This window comes from Candidatus Zixiibacteriota bacterium (assembly GCA_035380245.1).
Lineage (GTDB): Bacteria > Zixibacteria > MSB-5A5 > GN15 > FEB-12 > DAOSXA01.
On sequence record DAOSXA010000002.1, the window covers coordinates 995,765 to 1,015,844 of the forward strand.

The following is a 20,080-nucleotide window of genomic DNA, read 5'->3' on the forward strand; positions in this document are numbered from 1 at the left end:
AGATATTACAAGGAGTTAACATGCGAGTTCTATTAACAATGAGTGTTCTCGTTCTCCTGGTCGCATCGGTATCCGCTACCGAAACCCGCGTTATGACCATGGGCGACAACAACACCATCCTCCTCGATGAACACAACATCACTATTTTCCCATCGAGGTTATACGACTATCCGAATCTGGCAATCGCTGAATTTTCGAATAACGATTTTACCAAGTTCGGGGTTCACTGGAAGTTTAACGAGGATAAGCCGTGGATACTCGGGGTTTATCTTCACAACGGCACTCCTTCCGATGCCGCCTTCAATCCAATTGACCTGCCTAGCCGCCTAGGTTCCTACACCGACATGAGCAACCAGCGCATGGACATGTACTATGCCCGTATGCTTGGAGACAGCAAGTTCGGATTCCATTTCGGACTGGTACATTCTTCGGCTAAACACGATACTGATGTCCTGAAAGATGAATCCGCCTTCTCAACCTATCGTTTTGATGTCGGGGTTACACCGAAAGACAATAAATACGATGTTTCAGCCGGTTTGGATTTCATGTCATACACGGATAAGGAAACTTATAACGACGGAACCAATGTAACCGCCGTAGATGTCACCGAGCCGGACGGCAACATGGGCTTTTATTTCATGACACGGATGTTCCACCAGATAGATGTCAAGACCGTGTTTGTTCCGCATGCCGGTATCCGTTACGGCAAGTATTCCTCCAACTATTACGATGAGACCGGTGATACCATGTTGACTTCGGTCGAAAACAAAGTCATCGCTATCGATCTCGGAGTAGGCATGCAATATACCCCTACGGAGAATGTCCTGGCGGTATTAGACTTTGGTTTATCTTACGACAATGTGACGACCGACAGCTATTATCCTCTCGACACTCTTGGCGTCGAGGACAAGAACAAGGTTACCTCATTGCCGTACATAAAGATGGGGCTGGATGCCGAAGTGTTCAAATGGATGGATGTGCGCTTTGGCGCCACTTCCTATTGGGACAGTGAAACCGAAGAAACGAATTACGACAATATCGTGATCAAACACACCTACAAGTATCCCGAGAACGAAACCTACCTCGGCTTCGGTTTCCATTGGAACGATCTGCATGTCGACGTCTACAGCAATCCTGAAATGTTCCTCGACGGCTTTAATTTCCTGTCCGGATCGACAAATAATATGAACTTCCGGATCAGTGCCGTGTATGAAATGTTGTAGCAATCGGATTTCGATTATACATAGAAGGCCAGGCGTGGTGAGTGCCTGGCCTTCGCCATTTATATGATCAAATGAATTCTATCCCACCAGTTCTTTCACGAACTGAGGCAATGCGAACGAGGCCACGTGGGTCTCGGCATTGTAATAACGGGTCTTAAGCCCCAGCTTTTCCCAGCGGTCACGATCGAAATCAGCAATCGGATCATACTTCTTCGAACAGAAGCCGAACGACCAATAAGTTGAGGGATAAATCGGCATGAAGCAGGTGTACATGCGAACGATCGGGAATATCTTCTTGAAATTAGAGAACAACGCCTTGACCGTTTTCTGGTTATAAAACGGAGACTCCGATTGAGCTACCAGGATACCATCCTCCTCAAGGCATTCGAAAACCTTCTGATGAAACTGGCGCTGGAACAGCTCGGCCGCCGGCCCCACCGGATCCGACAGATCGAGCATGATGAGGTCGAATTTGCGATCAGTTCGCTCGATGAACTTTTTACCGTCTCCAAAAACGATATTTGCGCGAGGATCAGCCGTCCCGGCACACAGGTCCGGGAAAAACTCCTTTGCGGTGTCGACGACTTTCTCGTCCAACTCACACATGGTGCATTGCTCGACTTCAGGATGCTTGAGCGCTTCCGTCAGAGCTCCACAGTCACCGCCACCAATAATCAATACTTGTTTCGGTGAAGGATGCACGAATAACGGTACGTGTGAAATCATTTCGTTGTAGGCGTTATTGTCCCGTTCGGAAACCATAAGTGAACCGTAAAGAACGAGCATCTTCCCGAAGTCTTTAGTATCGAGAACATCGATTCGTTGATATCGGGAGTCGATGCTTTTCAGGACGCGATCAACTTTTATCGTCAGACCGGAGAGACCGTCGTGAAGCTCCGTATACCAGACATTCCAGAGATCATCCATGCCCTCTTCACGAATATAGGTCTCTTCGACAGGCTTACCTTGAGACATAAAAAAGCTACAACTCCATCAACTTGTACTCCGGTCGTTTCAAGGCATTGAAATTGGAACCGGAGACGGCGCAATAGGCGCCGGTAGCCAGAAACACGATCCGCTCGCCGACTTCGTGCTCGGGAATCATCAGTCCGTCATACATCACGTCGAAGGAATCGCAAGTCGGTCCGGCGAGCACCGATAACCGTTCATCTCCTTCACGGGCGGTCACCACCGGGTATTGGCAATGGTCGAAGACAATTCCCGAGAAGGTGGAATAGAGACCGTCGTCCAGATAATACCAAAGTTTTCCGTCGCGCTCGGCTTTACCGAGAATCGATGTTACCAGCGTGGTAGTGGTAGCGGCAATAAACCGCCCCGGTTCACACACTATCCTAATGCCGGGACGAATATGGTTTTCAAGAGCCTGGTTAATTGGCGTACAGAACTCATCGATGGGTGGAACCGGCTCAGCATAAGGCACCGGGAATCCGCCGCCGATATCCAACAGGCGAGTATCGAATCCGGCCAGATCCAGAGTGTGGATCAGATCATGGGCGGTTTGAATCGCCAGCAGGTAGTTCTCGGCAAAAATACATTGCGAACCGATGTGAAAGCAGAGACCATAAAAATCATGACCGGACTGCCGTATCTGCTGCGCCAACGGAAGAACATCCTCGGGCAGGCAACCGAACTTATACTGCAGATTGACCACGGCAGTGGTGTTGGTGTGGATCCTGAAACGAATCAACACTCGTAACTTCTTGTCCGTATAACGTGAGAACTTGCGGACCTCTTCGATATTGTCCACCACGAAAGTTTCAATACCGGCCGCTACCGCTCGATCGAATTCCTGGCGTGATTTGATAGGATGTGAATGTATCAAAGTTGCCGGATTGATGCCGGTCTTGAGCACTTGATTGATCTCCCCCATCGAACAGACATCGTAATTACCGCCAAGGCGATAGATTTCATCGATCAACACCTGGTGGTTATTGGGTTTTATCGCATAATGGATATCCACCCGGGGTAAGGCGGCCTTGAGAGCGCGATAATTACGACCGATCTCCTTTGGATCCATAATGAGTGAAGGAGTGGCCAGGGTTGTATCCCGAAAGAGCTCATCGATAGATTCCGGGCATCCGTCAACAGGCAGTCGCTCACGGACCGCCTTCAGGCTGAGATAATGGGTCATGTTCGTGATCCTATATTCCGGAAGAGGCCACAGGTTTGTGACTGACAATTTCGTCGTGATCGGATGGAATGCCGCGGGGCAACTCCTGACAAACTGCCTCAGATGCTTCTAGCTGCTCCTTGAGATAATGATGGGCTCGGTATGGATCAACTGAAGTACCACAGGTGAAATAATCGACCGCGGCATACCCGTATTCCGGCCAGGTATGGATAGAGATATGGGACTCGGCAATTACCACTACCCCCGAAACACCCTGCGGATTGTAGCGATGAAACACCGATTTGACAATAGTGGCGCCGGATTTTCGGACGGCCTCATTCAGATGTTTCTCGAGTAGCTGTTGATCGTTAAGGATATCAGTGTTACAGCCCGAGAGCTCCACTACCAAATGACGTCCGAGAATCTTCATTCGTTCCACTCCTTTCAGGTCCCGGTCTCCGGACAAAGAGTTTACATTTGCGGTGGCGACACGATGCGCAGGAGCGACACCGGTCGTTTGGATTCATTTCTAATTTGGTGCGGCAAATCCGACTCAAAATAAAAGCAGTGCTGTTTCGGGACCTTGTACGTGCGTTGTCCGAGCAACAGGGTGGCCGTTCCGCTCAGGACGAACCCGAATTGCTCGCCGGGATGAGGATCGGTCTTATCGAGTTTTTCGCCCGGTTCCAGTCGTACCAGGATCGGATCCATGACGTTGTTGGTCGAACCGGGTACAAGCAATTCGAACGATCCGGCGCCCGTCCCTTCTATGGACACTCTCTCTTCGGGTGCATAGACGACTTTTCGGTCATCATCCTTCTCCGAGAAAAACTCCGAGAGCGACACCCCGAGCACTTCCAGAATGTCGGCCAGATAGTCGATCTGGATCGAGGTTTGTCCATTCTCAAGCTGAGAAATGAACCCCTTGCTCAGATCGGCCCGGTTGGCCAACTCTTCCTGGGTAAGGTCACAGGCTAAACGCAGTGCTTTTATTTTTTCACCAAAAGCTAACTTCAAAATTTCTACCATCCCCCCCGAAGTTTAATAAACAATACCTTTTTGTTTAATAAAGGTGGCCTATTATACCTTGTAGATTTCTGGAGTCAAGACGTTTCTTCACCCTTTTTCGATTATTTTTTGTAGCGATTCCGGCAAAAAGTTCGGAAACCAAATCGACCTTGCCAAAGTTAGTATCTGATAGTAAGTTCCATAACTGCTACGGCAGCCAACAAGGAGTAGTAAAATCGATAAATATAACATTGTGATCATCGGTGGCGGCCCCGGCGGCTATACAGCCGGCATTCGGGCAGCCATGAAGGGCGCCTCCGTGGCGGTGGTGGAAGTCGATAAATTAGGCGGCGTATGTCTGAACCGCGGGTGTATCCCCTCCAAAGCTCTTATTGCCTCAGCTCTTCAATATGAGAAAGCCCGGGATGCTGAATCATTCGGAATTGAGATAGACGGACCTGTCCGTTACAACTGGCAGGCGATGCTGGCTCGTAAGGACAAAATAGTCAATACCATGGTGGGCGGAATCGGGCAATTATTCAAATCCCACGGCGTCAGCCACTACAATGGATACGGCCGAATCCTTGACGATAAGACCGTACTTGTTACCGACGAAAAGGGAAACGAAACTAAAATTGGCGCTGAGAACATCGTTATCGCCACCGGCTCACGGGCCATGAACATCCCGATTTTCCCGGTGGACGGTCACCGCATTCTGACCTCCGACCACATGTTACAGGCTGAACAGCTGCCGAAATCGCTCCTTATCGTCGGTGCCGGTGTGATCGGGTGCGAATGGGCTTTTATGCTTTCGATGCTGGATGTCGAAGTATCCATGGTGGAAATGCTCGATCATGCCCTGCCGCTCGAAGATGAGGGCACTTCCATCCTGATCGAGCGCGAGTTGAAAAAACGTAAGATCAAGCTGTTTACCAAAACACGCGTGGATAAAATCGAGCCCGGTCCCGAAGGAATCCAGGCGGCTCTCTCCAATGGTGAGATATTGTCCGCCAATCAGGTTCTCATGGCAGTGGGACGAGCTTTTAACACCGAGGATTTGGGTCTCGAAGAGGTCGGGATCGAACAGAACAAAAACGGCTCGATTAAAACCGGTCCCGATATGCGCACTAATAAGAAGAACATTTTCGCCATTGGCGATGTCCGTGGTGAAATTATGCTGGCCTATACCGCTACTCATGACGGAGCCGTGGCTGTCGATAACGCGCTCGGGGGAACAGCCCGGAAGGATTACCTCGGTGTTCCCTCAGTCATTTTTACCCATCCCGAGGTAGGATCGGTGGGCTTGACCGAGAAACAGGCCGCCGAGAAGTATGACCCGGCAATCGGTAAATTCCCGCTAAGGGCGTTAGGTAAAGCTCACGCCGAGAATGAGATTGCGGGTGAAGTGAAGCTGATCGCCGACAAGAAAACCGATAAGCTGTTGGGCGCACACATTGTCGGTTCTCACGCAACGGAAATCATTCATGTTGCGGCGCTGGCTATCAGGCAAAGCCTTACAGCCCGCCAATTAGGCGAGTTGACATTTGGCCATCCGGTCATAGCCGAGTCTATAATGGAGGCGGCGCACGATCTGCACTCAGAATCAGTGCACCTGGCAGCCAAGCGCAAAAAATAGACGCAGGATGTGCGTATAGTCTGCGTATCAGTCAATCCGGCGCAGATACGGCGCATCACCTGCGAAATGTTATGTCGTTGCGACACAATGCCGACTCCGGATAACTAGTTATTCGGAGTTCTTTTATCAATCGCAGATTCTGCGGACCATTGATATAACAATCTCGGACCCCCGCCAAAGATATGCCTGTAACATGCAATGTAGCAGTAACTTATATTTTCAAATCAGGCGCTGTTCAATTTTGGCACAGCGTTTGTTACATATACGTTCGAAGTTAGTTACTCTTGACATAGTATGGCGGTGAAGGGTATCTATGAGGTGGGGTGAAGGAGTCTTTCAGGATTGAGAGACTCCTTCCTTGTTTGTATCCTATTTCCGATCTCGGCTGGCTGACTTCCTCGATGTTCTGTGAGGAGCTAGTTCCAGGGGAGATCGGTCAAATCGACATTGCCGCCGGTGATTATGATACCAACTCGCTTGCCGGCCAGCACATCGGGATGCTCCATCAGGCAGGCTAACGGAACGGCGCTGGAAGGCTCAATGATCATTTTCATCCGCTCCCAGACGAGCTTCATAGCTGCAATTATCGCCTCCTCCGAAGCGGTCAGAATGTCCGTAACATTGGCCTTGATAACCTCGAAAGTTATATCGCCCAGTGACGTCAACAGGCCGTCGCAGACGGTTACCGGATCCTTCGACTCAACCCACTTTCCGCTGCGGAATGAGCGCTGGGCGTCATCGGCGTTTTTCGGTTCAACTCCGTAAACCTTGGTATCCGGCGAAATGCCCCGGACCGCGAGAGACGTTCCGGAAAGCAGCCCCCCACCGCCAATAGGAGCCATTACGGCATCCAGCTCGGGCGCCTGGATCATAAGTTCGAGACAGGCGGTCGCCTGACCGGCGATAATTTTCCAATCGTTGTATGGGTGGATAACCACGGCACCGGTTTTCTCTACCACCTGTTCGAGTGTTTCCTGGCGCGATTTGAGAGTCGGCTCGCACAGGGCAATTTGTCCCCCATAACCCCGAACAGCATCAATTTTCACCCTCCTGGCCGTTCGCGGCATGACAATGTGAGCGGTAATACCACGATATCGTGCGGCCAGGGCAACGGCCTGGGCATGATTGCCGGAGGAATGAGTCGCCACTCCCCGAGCGGCTTCTTCATCGGTAAGTGAGAATACGGCGTTGGTTGCGCCGCGAAATTTGAAAGCCCCCACCTTCTGCAAGTTTTCACACTTGAAGAAAAGCTCGGCCCCGACCATTTCGTTGATCGATTCAGAGGTCAGCACCGGTGTAATGTGGGCATAAGGGCGGATTCGATCAGCCGCCGCTTTGATATCCTGCAGATTAATCATGTTCCAATATACCGGCAGGAAGAAATCGATCAAGGACAGAAAGATATTGATTGTTCGAATAAAAGGCGGGATATAGAGTATGACAATCCAAAGGAGTTGATAATATGTCCAGTGGTGGTAGTGGTGGAGCCGCAGCCGGGGCGGCCGTTGCAGCAGCAGCCGCGGCCAGGAAAAAGCGAGCCATGCAAGAAGAGGAGGAACGCTTGACCAGCTACAATAAAGAAGACCTGGAGGGCTGGGAGTTCAAGATCGTACGGGCCAACACCCGTAAATTTCGCACCGCTGAGGCGGTAAAGCAGCTCTGTGACGAGGAAGCCAAAGCCGGTTGGGAGTTGATCGAGAAATTCGATGATTCCCGGATTCGCTTCAAACGACCGGTTTCACGCCGCAGCCAGGACAGTCATTCCGAGATCGATCCGTATCGAACTCTGGTTGGATTATCGGAAGGCACCATGGTGATAGTGATTCTGGGGATCATCGTTGCCGTCGGGGCCGTAGCGTTATTCATATCGTTGGCATACAAATAGCTTAAAAAGAATCATATTGGTCTGTTGTGACCGGCAGGTTGCATACGTATATTTAATGTATGGCTGAGGCCTCGAACACAACCCGTAAGCCGGATCGCAAACTGGGCGATGAATGGCAGAATTGGGACGGTCGCAACGAATCGACCGACACGCGCAAGAGGGTATTTCTGGGCGTGGCGGCGTTGTCGATCGTACTCCTGATTCTCGGCGCCGGACTGTTCCTCTGGCTAATCGAACCGCGCCTTGAGAGTCTCGGACACCCCTGGCCGGTGACAGTGACATGGATTTATCGAATAATATCGGCGGCACTGTTGTTATGGCTGGTTATACTGACCTGGGCCGTGGCAACCAACCGGCCCGCCCCGCGCGCTATTTTACTGCCCGGGCTGATCAATCGCCTGCTGGGAATGGTTGCGAAGATCGGCGGCATCATTGGGATATCGACCGATCGCCTGACCAATTCCTTTCTCAAAGTCCACAACCTGTTGATCGGAACATCGCCCAAAACCGTATCGGCCGAGTATTTGTTGGTTCTTGCCCCGCGTTGTCTGACTCGCGAGAACAACGCCACATTGAGACAACTTCGGGACAGCTATGGATTTCACATGGCGGTGGTGGGCGGGGGCACCGAAGCCCGACAAAAAATTCACGAGGTGCGACCTCGGATGATCATCGCCATGGCTTGTGAGCGGGACCTTCTTTCGGGATTCAAGGAAGTGAATCCGAGCATCCCGGTCATCGGCTTCCCGAACAAACGTCCCGAGGGTCCCTGCAAGAACACCTGCGTCGACATGAGTCAGATCGAACAGACGGTGAGACGTTGCTTGGGACTGGGTCCGGGGTCGGTGTCTTGAATTCTGTTGACAACTGCCGATTAATTATTAGATTGTCGCGTCTGTGAATGGCGGAGTAGCTCAGTTGGTTAGAGCAGCGGAATCATAATCCGCGTGTCCGGGGTTCAAGTCCCTGCTCCGCTATTTTTTCATGGCTGAGAATCAGCAATCTCTCCCACCGGACCGCATTCTTCGAGCACCCGACGCCTCCCGTAATCCTCCACGATGACGATTCGAATCAACGTCTGCGAATTGAGATGTTCGCGGGCATGGACCGGTAGATCATCTCTATTTGAGAATTTCTTTCGATAGCCTCCCCTGCTCATCGCATGATATACACAAAAAGACCGCCGGGGCTATCACTTCCATGACAACCCCGGCTGGTACACGCAGAATAGGAAAAACAGTGGTTCGTCTATTTCTCTTCGTCGTCCATCTTTTTCAATTCACGAAGAATAGCAAGAGCGCTTGAGCCGGTTGCCAACTGCGAAATGCGTTGGATACGCTCTTCATCATCTTTGAACTTCCGTTCGAGACGAACCTGATAGGCAGTACGGAGGGTGTCCAGGAGCTTTTCCAGTTCATACGGCTTGGGCAGGTACCCGAACGCACCGAGCTTGGTACAGTCGATGGCTGAATCAACCGAACCGTGACCGGTCAAAATGATCACCTCGAGGTACTTGTGCTCCTTCTTCAGGATTTCCAGCACCTGTTTGCCGTCCATCCCTGGCATTTTAAGATCCAGCAGGGCCAGATCGAACTTCTCCCGGCGGGCCAGTTCAATCGCATCGGCGCCGCGACTGGCGGTGCGAACGATGAAATCCCGCATCTGGAGCCGTTTGGCGATCGACTCGAGGAACTCCTCTTCGTCGTCGACAATCAGCAGCTTGATTTGGTCTGACATGGGTTGCTCCTTTTTTTATCAGAAACCTATTATTCGCCAATACCCGAAAATGGTCCACCCCCATAGAACCACGAAAGACAACAACAGCACAACCGAGCCGTGTCTGAGAAAATCAGAGAGGGTGACCAGTTGCTCACCGGTAACCGGATCCTTGGCCATAGCATAAGCAATGGCATTGGACGGGGTTCCAATGATGAGCATGTGCGCAAACGACGAGGCAAAAGCGGTAGCAAAGCCGACCATCCAGGGATGTGTCCCGCTTATGGTCGCCATCGGCACGGTAATCGGCCCGATAGCCGAAACCGTAGCACCGTCACTCATGAAATTGGTGGTAATGCCGGTAAACATGCTAGCCGCCATGGCCAGCCCTGAGCCATGTTGCAGGAAATCCGGCATGATGCTTAAAAAACTATCAGCCAGATATAGCGCAGCGCCGGTGTCGGCCAGTCCCTTGCCGAGAGCGCTGGCGCTGGCATAGAGGGCCACCACCTCCCAGTGAATCGAGGTAATATCGCGCCACTTGAGAATGCGCAGCATATTAAGCAACACCAGACCGAGAATGATCGGACCTCCCATCCCGAATGTATCACTGGCGGAAACCCAGAGGACCACCACCAGGAGCAACACCGCCGCCGTGATATATTCGTTGCGATTCATTGGCCCGATTTGCTCAGCCGCTTTTCTTACTATATCCGATACATTCAGCTCCTTTACCTGGAGCTTACGTCTGAAAGTGAAATAAAAGTAACCTGCAATAACCAGAGTCATAATCGGTACAAACGGCATTCCGTATTGAACCCATTCACCGAACGTCGGGGCGAGATTGTAGTCCTGAAGAATCCCCATCATGATGGCATTGCGTCCCCCGGCCGCAGGTGAACCGGGACCACCGGAGTTGGCGGTATAACATAATGTCAGGGCGAACATCACCGCCAGGGCGCGGTCCTTCTTTATCCCGGCGGCTCGTATCGAAGTCACATAGACCATCATGAAAAGCGGCATAATAAAAGCCACCAGGGCATGTTCCGAAACAATGGAACAGCTAATCGCCAGCATGGGCAAGAACAGGAACAACAACCTCGGCAATGTTTTAGCCGGTCCCAGCAGCAGCAGACCGATACGCCGGTCCAGACCGGTTTTGGAAATAGCAACCGAGATCGCTAAGACCCCGAATATGAACAAAACGGCATCCTTGGCATAAGCCTGCGCGATGTTGTCCGGTCGCAGGATACCGAAGAAATACATTACAACACCCACCAGCAGCGCTGTAATTCCAACGGGAATAGCTCCGGATGCCCAGAATAAAGCTGCCACTACCAAAGTGGCCAGCATCACTCGGGCTTTGAACGAGACTTGTTCGGGTGACTCGTTGACCTTGACACTGTTGCCGCTTTCGTCCGTCTTAACGGTGTACATCTTGTTCTTGTGACTGTAATAATCGGCGATATTCTCTCCCTCACTCATCTGGCGATAGGCGGAATAGCCCATATTCAGATCAGTGGTTTGTCCTGTCTTGGGAGTTGACAGAATATCCAAAAGACGTTGCGGCGCCGGAGCAAAAATGAAAACGAGGAAGATTAAAAAGCCCAGCAAGATGATGCCTGGCCGGGAATTATGCGAACCTTTGAGCCAACCCCAAACCGAGCGGTTGGGAACGTGCGGGATTTCGTGGCGAGCCATGAGGTGCGGGCGATCTTCGCGGGCCTCCTCAATAGTCTTGATCAGTTGATCCAATTCGCACGGTTTCTCCAGATAAGAGAAAGCTTCGAGGCGACCGGTTTCCATGGCGGAAGCCATGGATCCCTGACCGGTCAACATAATCACCTGAACGGCGGGCCGGTATTTTTTGATCTCGGCTAAAGTGCGTTCACCGCTGATACCGGGCATCTTCAGATCGAGTAAAACCACATCGATATCGTTGTCGGCTCGGACCAGCTTGATGGCATAGTCACCGTTGCCCGCTTCGACTGTCTCGTAATTACGAAGATTCAGACGACGCGCCAGATCAGCACGAAACTGATGCTCATCGTCTACAAGAAGGATCTTTGACATTCGCTACCCCCTCTCCTGAAAAGGGGGAGTCGCTTCCAGCATTTGCCGAACTACTTCGTCACACAAATCGGCCAGTCGCACCAGCCCGATGGGGTGTCCATCCCTGGTCACCAGCGCAGAGAGACTTTGGAAAGCGATCAATTTATGGATCACTTCCGCGATAGTAGCAGTCACTTCGATATGTTCAGTGACCGGGTGCATCACATTTTTAACCGGGGTGGCGGCAGCGGCGCGGCATAAATCCGGGAAATCCATCTGCAACGAACGGGATCCATCCAGCATACTCTCCAGCACCGCTTCACTGACACCGGCTCTGGAAAGGGTATTCAAATCACCCAGGACCTGACTGCGAGGTTGCAGTCCGCGCATAATTGCCATTTGCCCGACTTTACCCACGATATTCCCCTGATCATCGGCTACCAAAACAGCCTGATAGGGGATTTTTCCATTTGCCACAGGCTCCCGGCGAGATTCATGAAGACGAATGGCCACCTCCCAAAGCGTTGCCTCCGAATCCACCAGAGGGTACTCATCGATCGGGACCATGATATCTTCAGCTGTCTTAAGACTCATAGATCGTCCTCATCTATCCTTCAAACTCATCTCTTGACCTTCTCCGGCAGCACGAGGGTAAACGTGCTCCCTTCTCCCTGGACCGAATCAACCTCAATGGTGCCACCCAGCCCGCGCACAATGCCGTAACTGACGGACATCCCCAGCCCGGTTCCCTTGCCTACTTCTTTGGTAGTGAAAAAGGGCATAAAGACTTTGTCAAGCTGTTCGGGTGTCATACCGCAACCGGTGTCGCTGATCGCAACCATGATCTTTCCTGCGGCGCGGGAAGTACTAATCGTGATTACGCCGGGACGACCGCCCATGGCGTCGGTGGCATTATTAATGATATTCAGAATAACCTGTTGTAGTTGGTTGATATCAGTCGTCAGCCTTGGCACCGATCTGTCGTATGAGCGCTCGATCTTGACGTTCGAAACAGCGAACTCCGGACCGAGCAAGTCATCGATCACACCATCGATTATTTCATGAATGTCGTAATCGCCCAGGTGGAAATCACTCTGTCTCACGAAACGCAGAAGTTTACGAGTGATGTCGCGGCATCGGAAGGCGGACTTCTGTATCGTCCGGAGTCGATTTAACAGATCCGTCTCATCCAGAGTCTGACCGAACTGAGGATCGGCGTAATCCAGAAGGAGTCCGGATTCCTCGGTTATCACCGCAAGAGGATTGTTGATCTCATGAGCGATACCCGCAGCGAGTTCACCGACCGAAGCGAGCTTGGAAGCATGTTCGAGCTGAGCCCGCGTCTGGTCCGCCTCTTTTTGCTGTTCCACCATCTTGTTGGAACGGTTGATAATAACCAGAAGAGCCAGAATGATCAATGAAGCTGAGACGATAAGCGATACCGGTTCAAGACCGCCCAGGATACCCTGATTGGGCGATACCGACTCCACGATCAGCGCCCAGTCGGCATTACGCAACCAACGGAAGGCAAAATGCTGAGCATGATGATCGATTTCGACGGCATCGTAACCATAGAGTTCGTCCGAGGGAACGGGAATGGGACATTTATCGAGCGGGTGAGCGATGCTTTCATGCACCAGTTGGTAGTCACCCTGACGATTGACAATGAAGGTCGAGACATTCGAGCCGGCCTGCTGTGACTCGATATATTCGTACATCCGGGCCGGATCAAGAGTCGCACGGAGCACCACAAAGCGGTTATCGGAATGCCGACTCACCGCAATCGTGAAGTGTGGTTGCTGGCGGAAACCAAGATAGATGTCGGTTATAACGAAGTTGTCGGCGGTTTCCTTGAGGGAACGATACCAGTTTTCATCCTGGTAATTGCGTGAGGTCAGCGACGGATGCGGTCCCGCATAGGCAACCTGCACACCTTCCGTATCGAAAAATCCAAGGTCGACGAAAGCATCGGACACACGCTGAAGATCGGCCAGATATTCGGTCATCTGATCCGAGTTGGGTTCGGTCGGAAAATGTGGGTTGTCGATCAAGTTGACGAGATTAACACGTCGCTCCGACAGAAACAGGTCTAGAGTATTTGCCTCATGCTCGGCAACGGCGCCGAGGTGAATCTGTCGGCTTTCATCGCGAAGGCCAACCGAAAGGTATTGAAAATAGACGGACAATAGAATGAGCGGGGCGATATATGTAATCGCCATACGCATGAATTGTCGTCTTCGCCATTCGCGATAATGCTCCGGCTTGAAAGGCAGGAGCTCACGGGAGTCTAAGGTTGCTTGTTTTTTTCTCTCCATTTCGCCACGCTTAAAGTGTCCCCTAACTACTGAGCCGGGATTCGCGATAATCCGGCTTGGTTGGCAAAGAATCCGGCGTACGATCGTTTTGCCTGCTCGCGGGCCGACCGAGCCGTTCCAACACCGATTTTGCTCGCGAGGGTGAGTTGGGCCCGTGGGCATACGTCGGAGTGGGATATATTCTGTAAAGTTGCTGATACTTCTCGGGTGTCAGCCTTGGCATAATAACATTGGCTCCGCATTGAAGACCTAACAGGAGGCCGTCTTTATCGACCGTAGCCAGAGCGGAAGTGGCCGGGATGTGTGCCTCAGGGCAGACAAGCCGGGTCAATGCCAGCACCTTACGGGCCAGCAGACTTACCCGCGCCGAGATCCGACTGGCTCTTTCCTTGGCCGTGGTTTTGCCAAGGGGAGTCTGAGGATTGGCAATATAAGGTCCGGAACCGACCATATACAACTCGATATCCCGAAAGGTGAGGATGTCTTCGGCGATGCTCTCGAGTGTTTGGCCGGGCAATCCAACCATAATGCCGCTACCGATATTGTAGCCAATGCGACGAAGTTTCAGCAACAGTTTTATGCGATCAATCGGTCCGGACGGACCAATCGGATGAAGTTTGCGATACAGTTCGCCGTCGCCGGTTTCAAACCGGAGCAAACAGCGTCTTGCCCCCATATCATACCAATAACGATAATCATCCTCCGATCTCTCCCCCACCGAAAGCGTGACTGTTAAACCATAATTGAGAGTTATCTTACGGATTAACTTGCCAAGCCACTCTCGGGGCATTGAGGGCATTTCACCTGACTGGAGTACGACTGTGCCATATCCGAGACGGGCGGCATTTTCAGCACATGCAAGCACCTCGCCGGTGCCCATGCGATAGCGCAACAACTCGCTGTTGGGATGACGCAGGCCGCAATACAGACAGGTACGACAGCAATCATTGCTGAACTCGACCAGACCCCGAAGATGCACGGTGTCTCCAACCCGTTCACGGCGAACTTGATCCGCCATGGTCCACAACTGATTCAGTTGCGACCGGTCGGTTGTTTTGAGCCACTCAACGATGTCTTTTGCGGTAATGGTCAGGCGCTCTGACACTGTTTTCTCTCCTGTCTGAACACTTTCATGGCGCGATCGAGGATGCCGTGGCAATAGGCGATGGCCATGCCGTAGTTCGTAATCGGTACCCGGGCGGATTTACAAGCCAGGATGCGCGAGAGGATCTCACGCCGGTTGGCCGTACAAGCGCCACAGTGTACAACTAGCTGATACTTGCTTAAATCGGTCGGGAAATCATGCCCACGGACATGGTCGAAATTCAGAGGCTGTCCTACCCGTTCGGTGATCCAGTTGGGTAGTTTAACGCGGCCGATATCCTGCTCGATAGGGTGATGGGTACAATGCTCGGAGATCAACACCCGGTCTCCGGCATGGAGATGATCTATCGCTTCGGCGCCCTCGGCTAATGCGTCAAGGTCACCTTTCATACGCGCGTAAACAATGGAAAAACTGGTCAACATCACATCGGATGGTGTCTTGCTCGCTACGAATTCAAAAGCCTGTGAGTCAGTGACCACCAGGTACGGTGGGCGAACCAGACGTTCCAGCGCCTGGACATATTCGGTCTCACGGACCGTGAGAGTGACCGCACCGGTATCGAGCAGATCACGGATCGTTTGCACCTCCGGCAGAATCAAACGTCCGCGCGGAGTTTCTTTGTCGATCGGCATGACCAGCACGACCGTCTCTCCTTTGGGGACGACATCGGAAAGAATGGTCGGGTTTTCCAGATAGTCGGCCGGAACAGACTCCACCAGGGCACGCCGCAGAGCATTCATGCCGGTGTTGTTTTTCACCGAGGTCAGAACCAGCGGGATACCCCGTTGACCGAGGTCCACCACCAATGATGTAGCCGGGGGTTCAATATCGCATTTGTTGGCCACGGCAATCACGGAAGCTTTGCGAGCTTTGAGTTCGCGCAGCAGCAATTCTTCCGGCTCCCCCCAATCTTCGCCGCAGAACATAATCAAACCCACATCAATGCGATTGATTACCTTGTTGGTGGCTTCAATCCGCAGACTGCCCAACTCGCCAATATCGTCGATCCCGGCCGTGTCAATGAGAACTACCGGTCCAATCGGCAGCATCTCCATGATCTTATCGACCGGATCGGTAGTAGTGCCCGGTTTATCGGAGATAATGGAAACGTCACGATGTGCCAGGCGGTTAATAAGGCTCGACTTACCACAATTGCGTCGACCGAAAATACCGATATGCAGGCGCATTCCTTTGGGTGCGGCTCTCATAATGCTGTCTCCTCGCCGCCGAGTGACTCCCGACCGGTCTCTTGAGACCGGTGACAGTAGGCCCGTTCGGACAATAGCTCATTCACAAAATCGACCATGGCATCAAGATGAGCGGAGGTGAGTTCGCCCAAATCACTGCAAACCATACCAAGGTGATCATCCAGTTCAATCAGACGCAGGTCGGCATCGGCCGGGGCGTTTGATACATGTCCGGCAAGATAACTCCAACGCGGTCCGTTTATTTCGACAAACCATACTTCGGCCCGATAATCACGCCACACCAGTCGTGAAATAGTATCCAGGGCTCGCCTCAGAGTCAGCTCAGCCACACAGACCGAGGTGAATCGAAGCCAGCGCTTAAAGTCTGATATCGCGCCCACCACGATTTACCTCCTCCAGAAGGTGTGACACTCGACCGGACATCCCGGGCGACAATTCCGCGATTTTTTCCTGGATCAGCTTCTCTCCAACTTCTTTGGTCTTCGGTGAAGCATAATCACGCAGGTACTCGGCTAAAGTAAGAATCGCATTCGGGATACAGAACTTGTGCACCTCCCCCTTGCGGGCGATAGCCATGAAACTCGATCCCGTCCGACCGCAGCGATAACCGGCGGTACAAAATGAGGTCAGGAAACCGGCCTCGGCCAATTCACAAACGACCTCATCCAACTCGCGGGTGTCCCCCAGCATGAACTGCTGACGATGTTCATCCTGGTCATAGTCCTTTTGTGCATAACCGGCCAGACCGATCCTGGTTGAGGCATCGGTTTGCGTACAGGCGTTTTTCAACGCCGGCATACGTACTTCCCGCGGCTCACGGGCAGTGATAATCATGCCGGTGTACGGCACCATCAGTCTGATGACCGCGATCATACGAAGGAAATCACGATCGCTCACGAGATAAGGATTGTCGGTGTCACACAATGGGGCGCCTGAAGCATGGCGCAGACGCGGGAACGAAATCGTATGCGGTCCGATACCGCCGAAAGTCTTTTCAAGATCGATCGTATGATAAAGCAAACCCAGCAACTCGAAGCGCCAGTCGTACAATCCCAGCAGAGCACCGATGGCGACATCGTCAATTCCGGCTTCCTGCGCTCGATGTAAAGCATAAAGACGCCATGGGTAGTTGGACTTGGGTCCCCTGGGATGTACCCGTTTGTAGGTTTCATGATGATACGTTTCCTGGAACACCTGAAAAGTACCGATGCCTACATCATGGAGAACTTTGTAGTCATCAACGGTCATAGGCGCGGCATTGATATTCACGCGCCGAATTTCACCGTTGCCGACTTTCGTATTATAAACGGTTTTAATAGATTCTTGAATATAATCGACACCGGAGCGACGATGCTCACCGAAAACCAGCACTGATCGCTTATGGCCGAGTTTTACCAGAGCGCGTATCTCCTCCGCCAGTTCTTCCATATTAAGCAACATCCGCCGAATTTCCTTATTCTCGGCCCGGAAGCCGCAATACAAACAGGAATTTTCACAGATGTTGCCGCAGTAGACCGGTGCAAATGTGACCACCCTCGGACCATAGACATGCTGCCGGATATCGGCAGCGGCCGCGAATATCTCTTCCCAAAGTTCCTCGTCGGTAACATTGGCAAGAAGTGCCGCCTCAGCCGGTTCCAAACGCTGAAGCGAACGAGCTTTGGCAATTACCTCACGAACCGCCGAGGGCTCCGGTTTGGAGTTTTTCTCGAGCAGTTCATGAATCAGCGCATCATCGATGAAGTCGTGTCCGTCGTGAAAAAAACGAGCGGGATTGTCAATCGGCTTCAAAGGACGCGGACCGTCCGGTCGAACCGGTTGCTGTGCGTTATGTAGCATCGTCTGGCTCCTGATTACCCCCATTTTCTGAATTAACTTGATCGTTCATCCCCCCCTGGAATTTGCGGGGCAATGTTACGGCAAACAAAGACCCGAGACCTTCTTCACTCTCGACATGAATCTGACCACCGTGTCGTTGTACGATTCGCTGAACTATTGCCAGCCCCAGCCCCGTTCCGGTAGCCTCATGACGTCGGGCGTTGTCGGCCCGATAAAATTCGTTGAAAAGATTCGGCAAGGCATCTTTCGGGATGCCAATACCGTTATCACTCACCTGGATGCGAACCGATCCGCCGTTGCTGGGATAGGCCTCCACTTTGATACTGCCGCCCACGGGAGTGTATTTGAGAGCGTTGGAGATAAGATTTTCCAGCAATTGACTGAGCGCATCGGGATCACCTTCAACAGCAGGCAAATCATCGTCGATGGTCAACTTGAGGGCGGTCTTGCGTTCGACCGCTTCATCCATAAACGTCCGATAAACTCTCCCGATGAGATCAGTCAGGTTTACCAGTGTAAAAGCCCGTTCGCGAACGGCTTTCTCCGATTCAGTCAGGAGAAGCAGTTCATTGACCATCGTTACCATGCCGCTGGCGCGCCGCCGCATACGCGCAAGCTGCTCTTTCTGATCGTTATTGAGCGGACCGATATACTCATTCAGGACGACATCGAGCATGCTGGTCATGGCTGCAATCGGGGCGCGAAGATTATGCGCCACTCGCATCATGAAAAACGAGCGCTCTTTACCCAGCCGTTCAATCGCTTCATAAGCCAGAGCATTGTCAATGGCAATAGCCGCCAGAGCCGCCGCCAGTCGATAAAATTGCACGTCGTCCTCGGAGAAACGATCACTCTTCGAACAGTAAGCCCCCAAAATGCCGATATTCCGCCCCTCCACCGTCAACGGAACGAACAACACCGAATTTACCCCGACTCCACGAAGTCGGTCGGCCAACTGAAAGTTTTTGCTGTCGACGATATCGCCGACGACAAACGGTTCTCCATTCATAACGCGTTGACTGACCGGGCTGCGCGATAGTTCGATCCGCATCCCTTCAAGCACACGCGTAACCTCTCCATGAGTCGCCTTAACGGCCAAACTCACCCCATCGTCAGCCATCAACTTGATCGACGTACCCATAACCTCACCGATTTTGGCCAACTCGGCAGTAGTAATCGAAAGAACGCGATCCAGATCACGTTCGCGTCCGATTGCCTGGACCATGGAAAAAAGACCGCTGAGTCTTCGGTTGAGACTGTCGATCATTCGAGATAAGTCGACAAGGGTATTGATCCTCCGGCGAAGCATCGTCATGATCACGGTTGTCGAAGCCGCCGTGATCAAAACCGAAGCAGAGAAGAAACAGAGCTGAATGAAAATACGAACGGGGTGTTCGTAAATAGTCGAGGCATGGCCGTCGACAACCACCGGATGATGGGTCATCCAGCCCTGATTCTCCGCCAGAGCTATAAAAGATACACCGAGTATAACCAGAGCCGCGAAACCATAACTGGAACGGGGGCGCAATAGAATAGAGGCGAATATAATGTGGAAGATGAAAAAGAAGATAAGTGGACTGGTTATTCCCCCGGTGAAATGTATCAGCAAAAACATAGCGGCATAGTCACACGAGACCTGCCACCGGGTGAAGGATCTGATCGCCTGGCGCTGTTTCGAGGTAACCACAACCGGCAGGCGATGGCGCCAACGGTAAAACAGCGCATTGTAGAACAAAACCAGCAGAGCGACACCATAGAGCACCCCCGGGGAGGCCAAATCAATCCCCAAATAAGGAGAGATAAAAGTCCCCACGGCTATGCCGATCGGCACGAACCATCGCAGCTTGATGAACCAGATTGACCGATCGCGCAGTTCACCCAGAATAATCCGGCGACCACGCTGCCAGTCTTCCGGCAGATCAAATAAACCGCGCTCGGTGCTGTCGAATAATGCGTCCACTG

18 protein-coding genes and 1 tRNA gene are annotated in these 20,080 nt (G+C 52.1%); 5 read left to right on the forward strand and 14 right to left on the reverse strand.

Translation table 11 applies throughout. The features are described 5' to 3' along the window. Window positions 1–20: 20 nt before the first annotated feature. Window positions 21–1,223: a hypothetical protein gene (locus PLF13_09250; GenBank protein ID HOP07464.1), complete on the forward strand. Its 1,203-nt coding sequence runs from the start codon at window positions 21–23 to the stop codon at window positions 1,221–1,223. A 78-nt stretch (window positions 1,224–1,301) separates the two neighbouring features. Here the strand turns inward: PLF13_09250 and speE are convergent, their stop codons facing one another. From speE to PLF13_09270, 4 genes are read right to left on the reverse strand one after another with little or no spacing between them, the layout of a single operon-like run. After that, entirely contained in the window at window positions 1,302–2,198 is an 897-nt protein-coding gene (speE, locus tag PLF13_09255; GenBank protein ID HOP07465.1) for a polyamine aminopropyltransferase, read from the reverse strand. A gap of 7 nt (window positions 2,199–2,205) precedes the next feature. Continuing rightward, window positions 2,206–3,375 (reverse strand): type III PLP-dependent enzyme, encoded by a 1,170-nt coding sequence (locus tag PLF13_09260; protein HOP07466.1) that lies wholly within the window; start codon window positions 3,373–3,375, stop codon window positions 2,206–2,208. A 10-nt stretch (window positions 3,376–3,385) separates the two neighbouring features. After that, window positions 3,386–3,784: an adenosylmethionine decarboxylase gene (gene speD / locus PLF13_09265; protein ID HOP07467.1), complete on the reverse strand. Its 399-nt coding sequence runs from the start codon at window positions 3,782–3,784 to the stop codon at window positions 3,386–3,388. A 41-nt stretch (window positions 3,785–3,825) separates the two neighbouring features. Then, the gene (locus PLF13_09270; GenBank protein ID HOP07468.1) at window positions 3,826–4,371 is read right to left on the reverse strand and encodes an XRE family transcriptional regulator; all 546 of its coding nucleotides are present in this window, start codon (window positions 4,369–4,371) and stop codon (window positions 3,826–3,828) included. A 244-nt stretch (window positions 4,372–4,615) separates the two neighbouring features. On the opposite strand from PLF13_09270, the gene lpdA reads away from it, so the two are divergent. Beyond that, on the forward strand, window positions 4,616–5,998 hold the full coding sequence (lpdA, locus tag PLF13_09275; GenBank protein ID HOP07469.1) for a dihydrolipoyl dehydrogenase: 1,383 nt from the start codon (window positions 4,616–4,618) through the stop codon (window positions 5,996–5,998). A gap of 416 nt (window positions 5,999–6,414) precedes the next feature. On the opposite strand, the gene PLF13_09280 is transcribed toward lpdA, so the two are convergent. Next, a complete protein-coding gene (locus tag PLF13_09280) occupies window positions 6,415–7,356 on the reverse strand; it encodes a pyridoxal-phosphate dependent enzyme (GenBank protein ID HOP07470.1) in 942 nt (313 codons plus the stop codon). Window positions 7,357–7,460: 104 nt separating this feature from the next. Between PLF13_09280 and PLF13_09285 the strand changes: the two genes are divergently transcribed. The 3 genes from PLF13_09285 to PLF13_09295 all read left to right on the forward strand — a co-directional run bounded on the left by PLF13_09285 (window position 7,461) and on the right by PLF13_09295 (window position 8,860). After that, window positions 7,461–7,883, forward strand: a complete 423-nt coding sequence (locus PLF13_09285; GenBank protein HOP07471.1) for a hypothetical protein — start codon at window positions 7,461–7,463, stop codon at window positions 7,881–7,883. Between the two features lie 59 nt (window positions 7,884–7,942). Next, window positions 7,943–8,737 (forward strand): DUF116 domain-containing protein, encoded by a 795-nt coding sequence (locus tag PLF13_09290; protein HOP07472.1) that lies wholly within the window; start codon window positions 7,943–7,945, stop codon window positions 8,735–8,737. 49 nt (window positions 8,738–8,786) lie between these two features. Next, window positions 8,787–8,860 (forward strand) — tRNA-Met (locus tag PLF13_09295). A gap of 271 nt (window positions 8,861–9,131) precedes the next feature. Here PLF13_09295 and PLF13_09300 read toward each other — a convergent pair. Genes PLF13_09300 through PLF13_09340 form a run of 9 tightly spaced genes read right to left on the reverse strand, consistent with a single transcriptional unit; the run spans window position 9,132 to window position 20,078 of the window. After that, complete coding sequence (locus tag PLF13_09300) at window positions 9,132–9,620, reverse strand: response regulator (GenBank protein HOP07473.1); 489 nt, start codon at window positions 9,618–9,620, stop codon at window positions 9,132–9,134. A gap of 18 nt (window positions 9,621–9,638) precedes the next feature. Further along, window positions 9,639–11,672, reverse strand: a complete 2,034-nt coding sequence (locus PLF13_09305; GenBank protein HOP07474.1) for an SLC13 family permease — start codon at window positions 11,670–11,672, stop codon at window positions 9,639–9,641. A gap of 3 nt (window positions 11,673–11,675) precedes the next feature. Further along, window positions 11,676–12,245 (reverse strand): CBS domain-containing protein, encoded by a 570-nt coding sequence (locus tag PLF13_09310; protein ID HOP07475.1) that lies wholly within the window; start codon window positions 12,243–12,245, stop codon window positions 11,676–11,678. Window positions 12,246–12,271: 26 nt separating this feature from the next. Further along, the gene (locus PLF13_09315; protein HOP07476.1) at window positions 12,272–13,966 is read right to left on the reverse strand and encodes an ATP-binding protein; all 1,695 of its coding nucleotides are present in this window, start codon (window positions 13,964–13,966) and stop codon (window positions 12,272–12,274) included. 22 nt (window positions 13,967–13,988) lie between these two features. After that, window positions 13,989–15,071, reverse strand: a complete 1,083-nt coding sequence (hydE, locus tag PLF13_09320) for a [FeFe] hydrogenase H-cluster radical SAM maturase HydE (protein ID HOP07477.1) — start codon at window positions 15,069–15,071, stop codon at window positions 13,989–13,991. Beyond that, window positions 15,056–16,279, reverse strand: a complete 1,224-nt coding sequence (gene hydF / locus PLF13_09325) for a [FeFe] hydrogenase H-cluster maturation GTPase HydF (protein HOP07478.1) — start codon at window positions 16,277–16,279, stop codon at window positions 15,056–15,058. Before hydF ends, hydE begins: the two co-directional genes overlap by 16 nt. Then, window positions 16,276–16,659 (reverse strand): hypothetical protein, encoded by a 384-nt coding sequence (locus PLF13_09330; GenBank protein HOP07479.1) that lies wholly within the window; start codon window positions 16,657–16,659, stop codon window positions 16,276–16,278. Before PLF13_09330 ends, hydF begins: the two co-directional genes overlap by 4 nt. After that, window positions 16,637–18,118 (reverse strand): [FeFe] hydrogenase H-cluster radical SAM maturase HydG, encoded by a 1,482-nt coding sequence (hydG, locus tag PLF13_09335; GenBank protein HOP07480.1) that lies wholly within the window; start codon window positions 18,116–18,118, stop codon window positions 16,637–16,639. The genes PLF13_09330 and hydG overlap by 23 nt, the downstream gene beginning before the upstream one ends. Further along, on the reverse strand, window positions 18,108–20,078 hold the full coding sequence (locus PLF13_09340; GenBank protein ID HOP07481.1) for a GAF domain-containing sensor histidine kinase: 1,971 nt from the start codon (window positions 20,076–20,078) through the stop codon (window positions 18,108–18,110). Before PLF13_09340 ends, hydG begins: the two co-directional genes overlap by 11 nt. Window positions 20,079–20,080 lie beyond the last annotated feature (2 nt).

Bases quoted from the DNA above. Each gene is read 5' to 3' on its own strand.
- PLF13_09250 (HOP07464.1), top strand. From the start codon at position 21: ATGCGAGTTCTATTAACAATGAGTGTTCTCGTTCTCCTGGTCGCATCG.
- speE (HOP07465.1), bottom strand. From the start codon at position 2,198: ATGTCTCAAGGTAAGCCTGTCGAAGAGACCTATATTCGTGAAGAGGGC.
- PLF13_09260 (HOP07466.1), bottom strand. From the start codon at position 3,375: ATGACCCATTATCTCAGCCTGAAGGCGGTCCGTGAGCGACTGCCTGTT.
- speD (HOP07467.1), bottom strand. From the start codon at position 3,784: ATGAAGATTCTCGGACGTCATTTGGTAGTGGAGCTCTCGGGCTGTAAC.
- PLF13_09280 (HOP07470.1), bottom strand. From the start codon at position 7,356: ATGATTAATCTGCAGGATATCAAAGCGGCGGCTGATCGAATCCGCCCT.
- PLF13_09285 (HOP07471.1), top strand. From the start codon at position 7,461: ATGTCCAGTGGTGGTAGTGGTGGAGCCGCAGCCGGGGCGGCCGTTGCA.
- PLF13_09290 (HOP07472.1), top strand. From the start codon at position 7,943: ATGGCTGAGGCCTCGAACACAACCCGTAAGCCGGATCGCAAACTGGGC.
- PLF13_09300 (HOP07473.1), bottom strand. From the start codon at position 9,620: ATGTCAGACCAAATCAAGCTGCTGATTGTCGACGACGAAGAGGAGTTC.
- PLF13_09305 (HOP07474.1), bottom strand. From the start codon at position 11,672: ATGTCAAAGATCCTTCTTGTAGACGATGAGCATCAGTTTCGTGCTGAT.
- PLF13_09310 (HOP07475.1), bottom strand. From the start codon at position 12,245: ATGAGTCTTAAGACAGCTGAAGATATCATGGTCCCGATCGATGAGTAC.
- PLF13_09315 (HOP07476.1), bottom strand. From the start codon at position 13,966: ATGGAGAGAAAAAAACAAGCAACCTTAGACTCCCGTGAGCTCCTGCCT.
- hydF (HOP07478.1), bottom strand. From the start codon at position 16,279: ATGAGAGCCGCACCCAAAGGAATGCGCCTGCATATCGGTATTTTCGGT.
- hydG (HOP07480.1), bottom strand. From the start codon at position 18,118: ATGCTACATAACGCACAGCAACCGGTTCGACCGGACGGTCCGCGTCCT.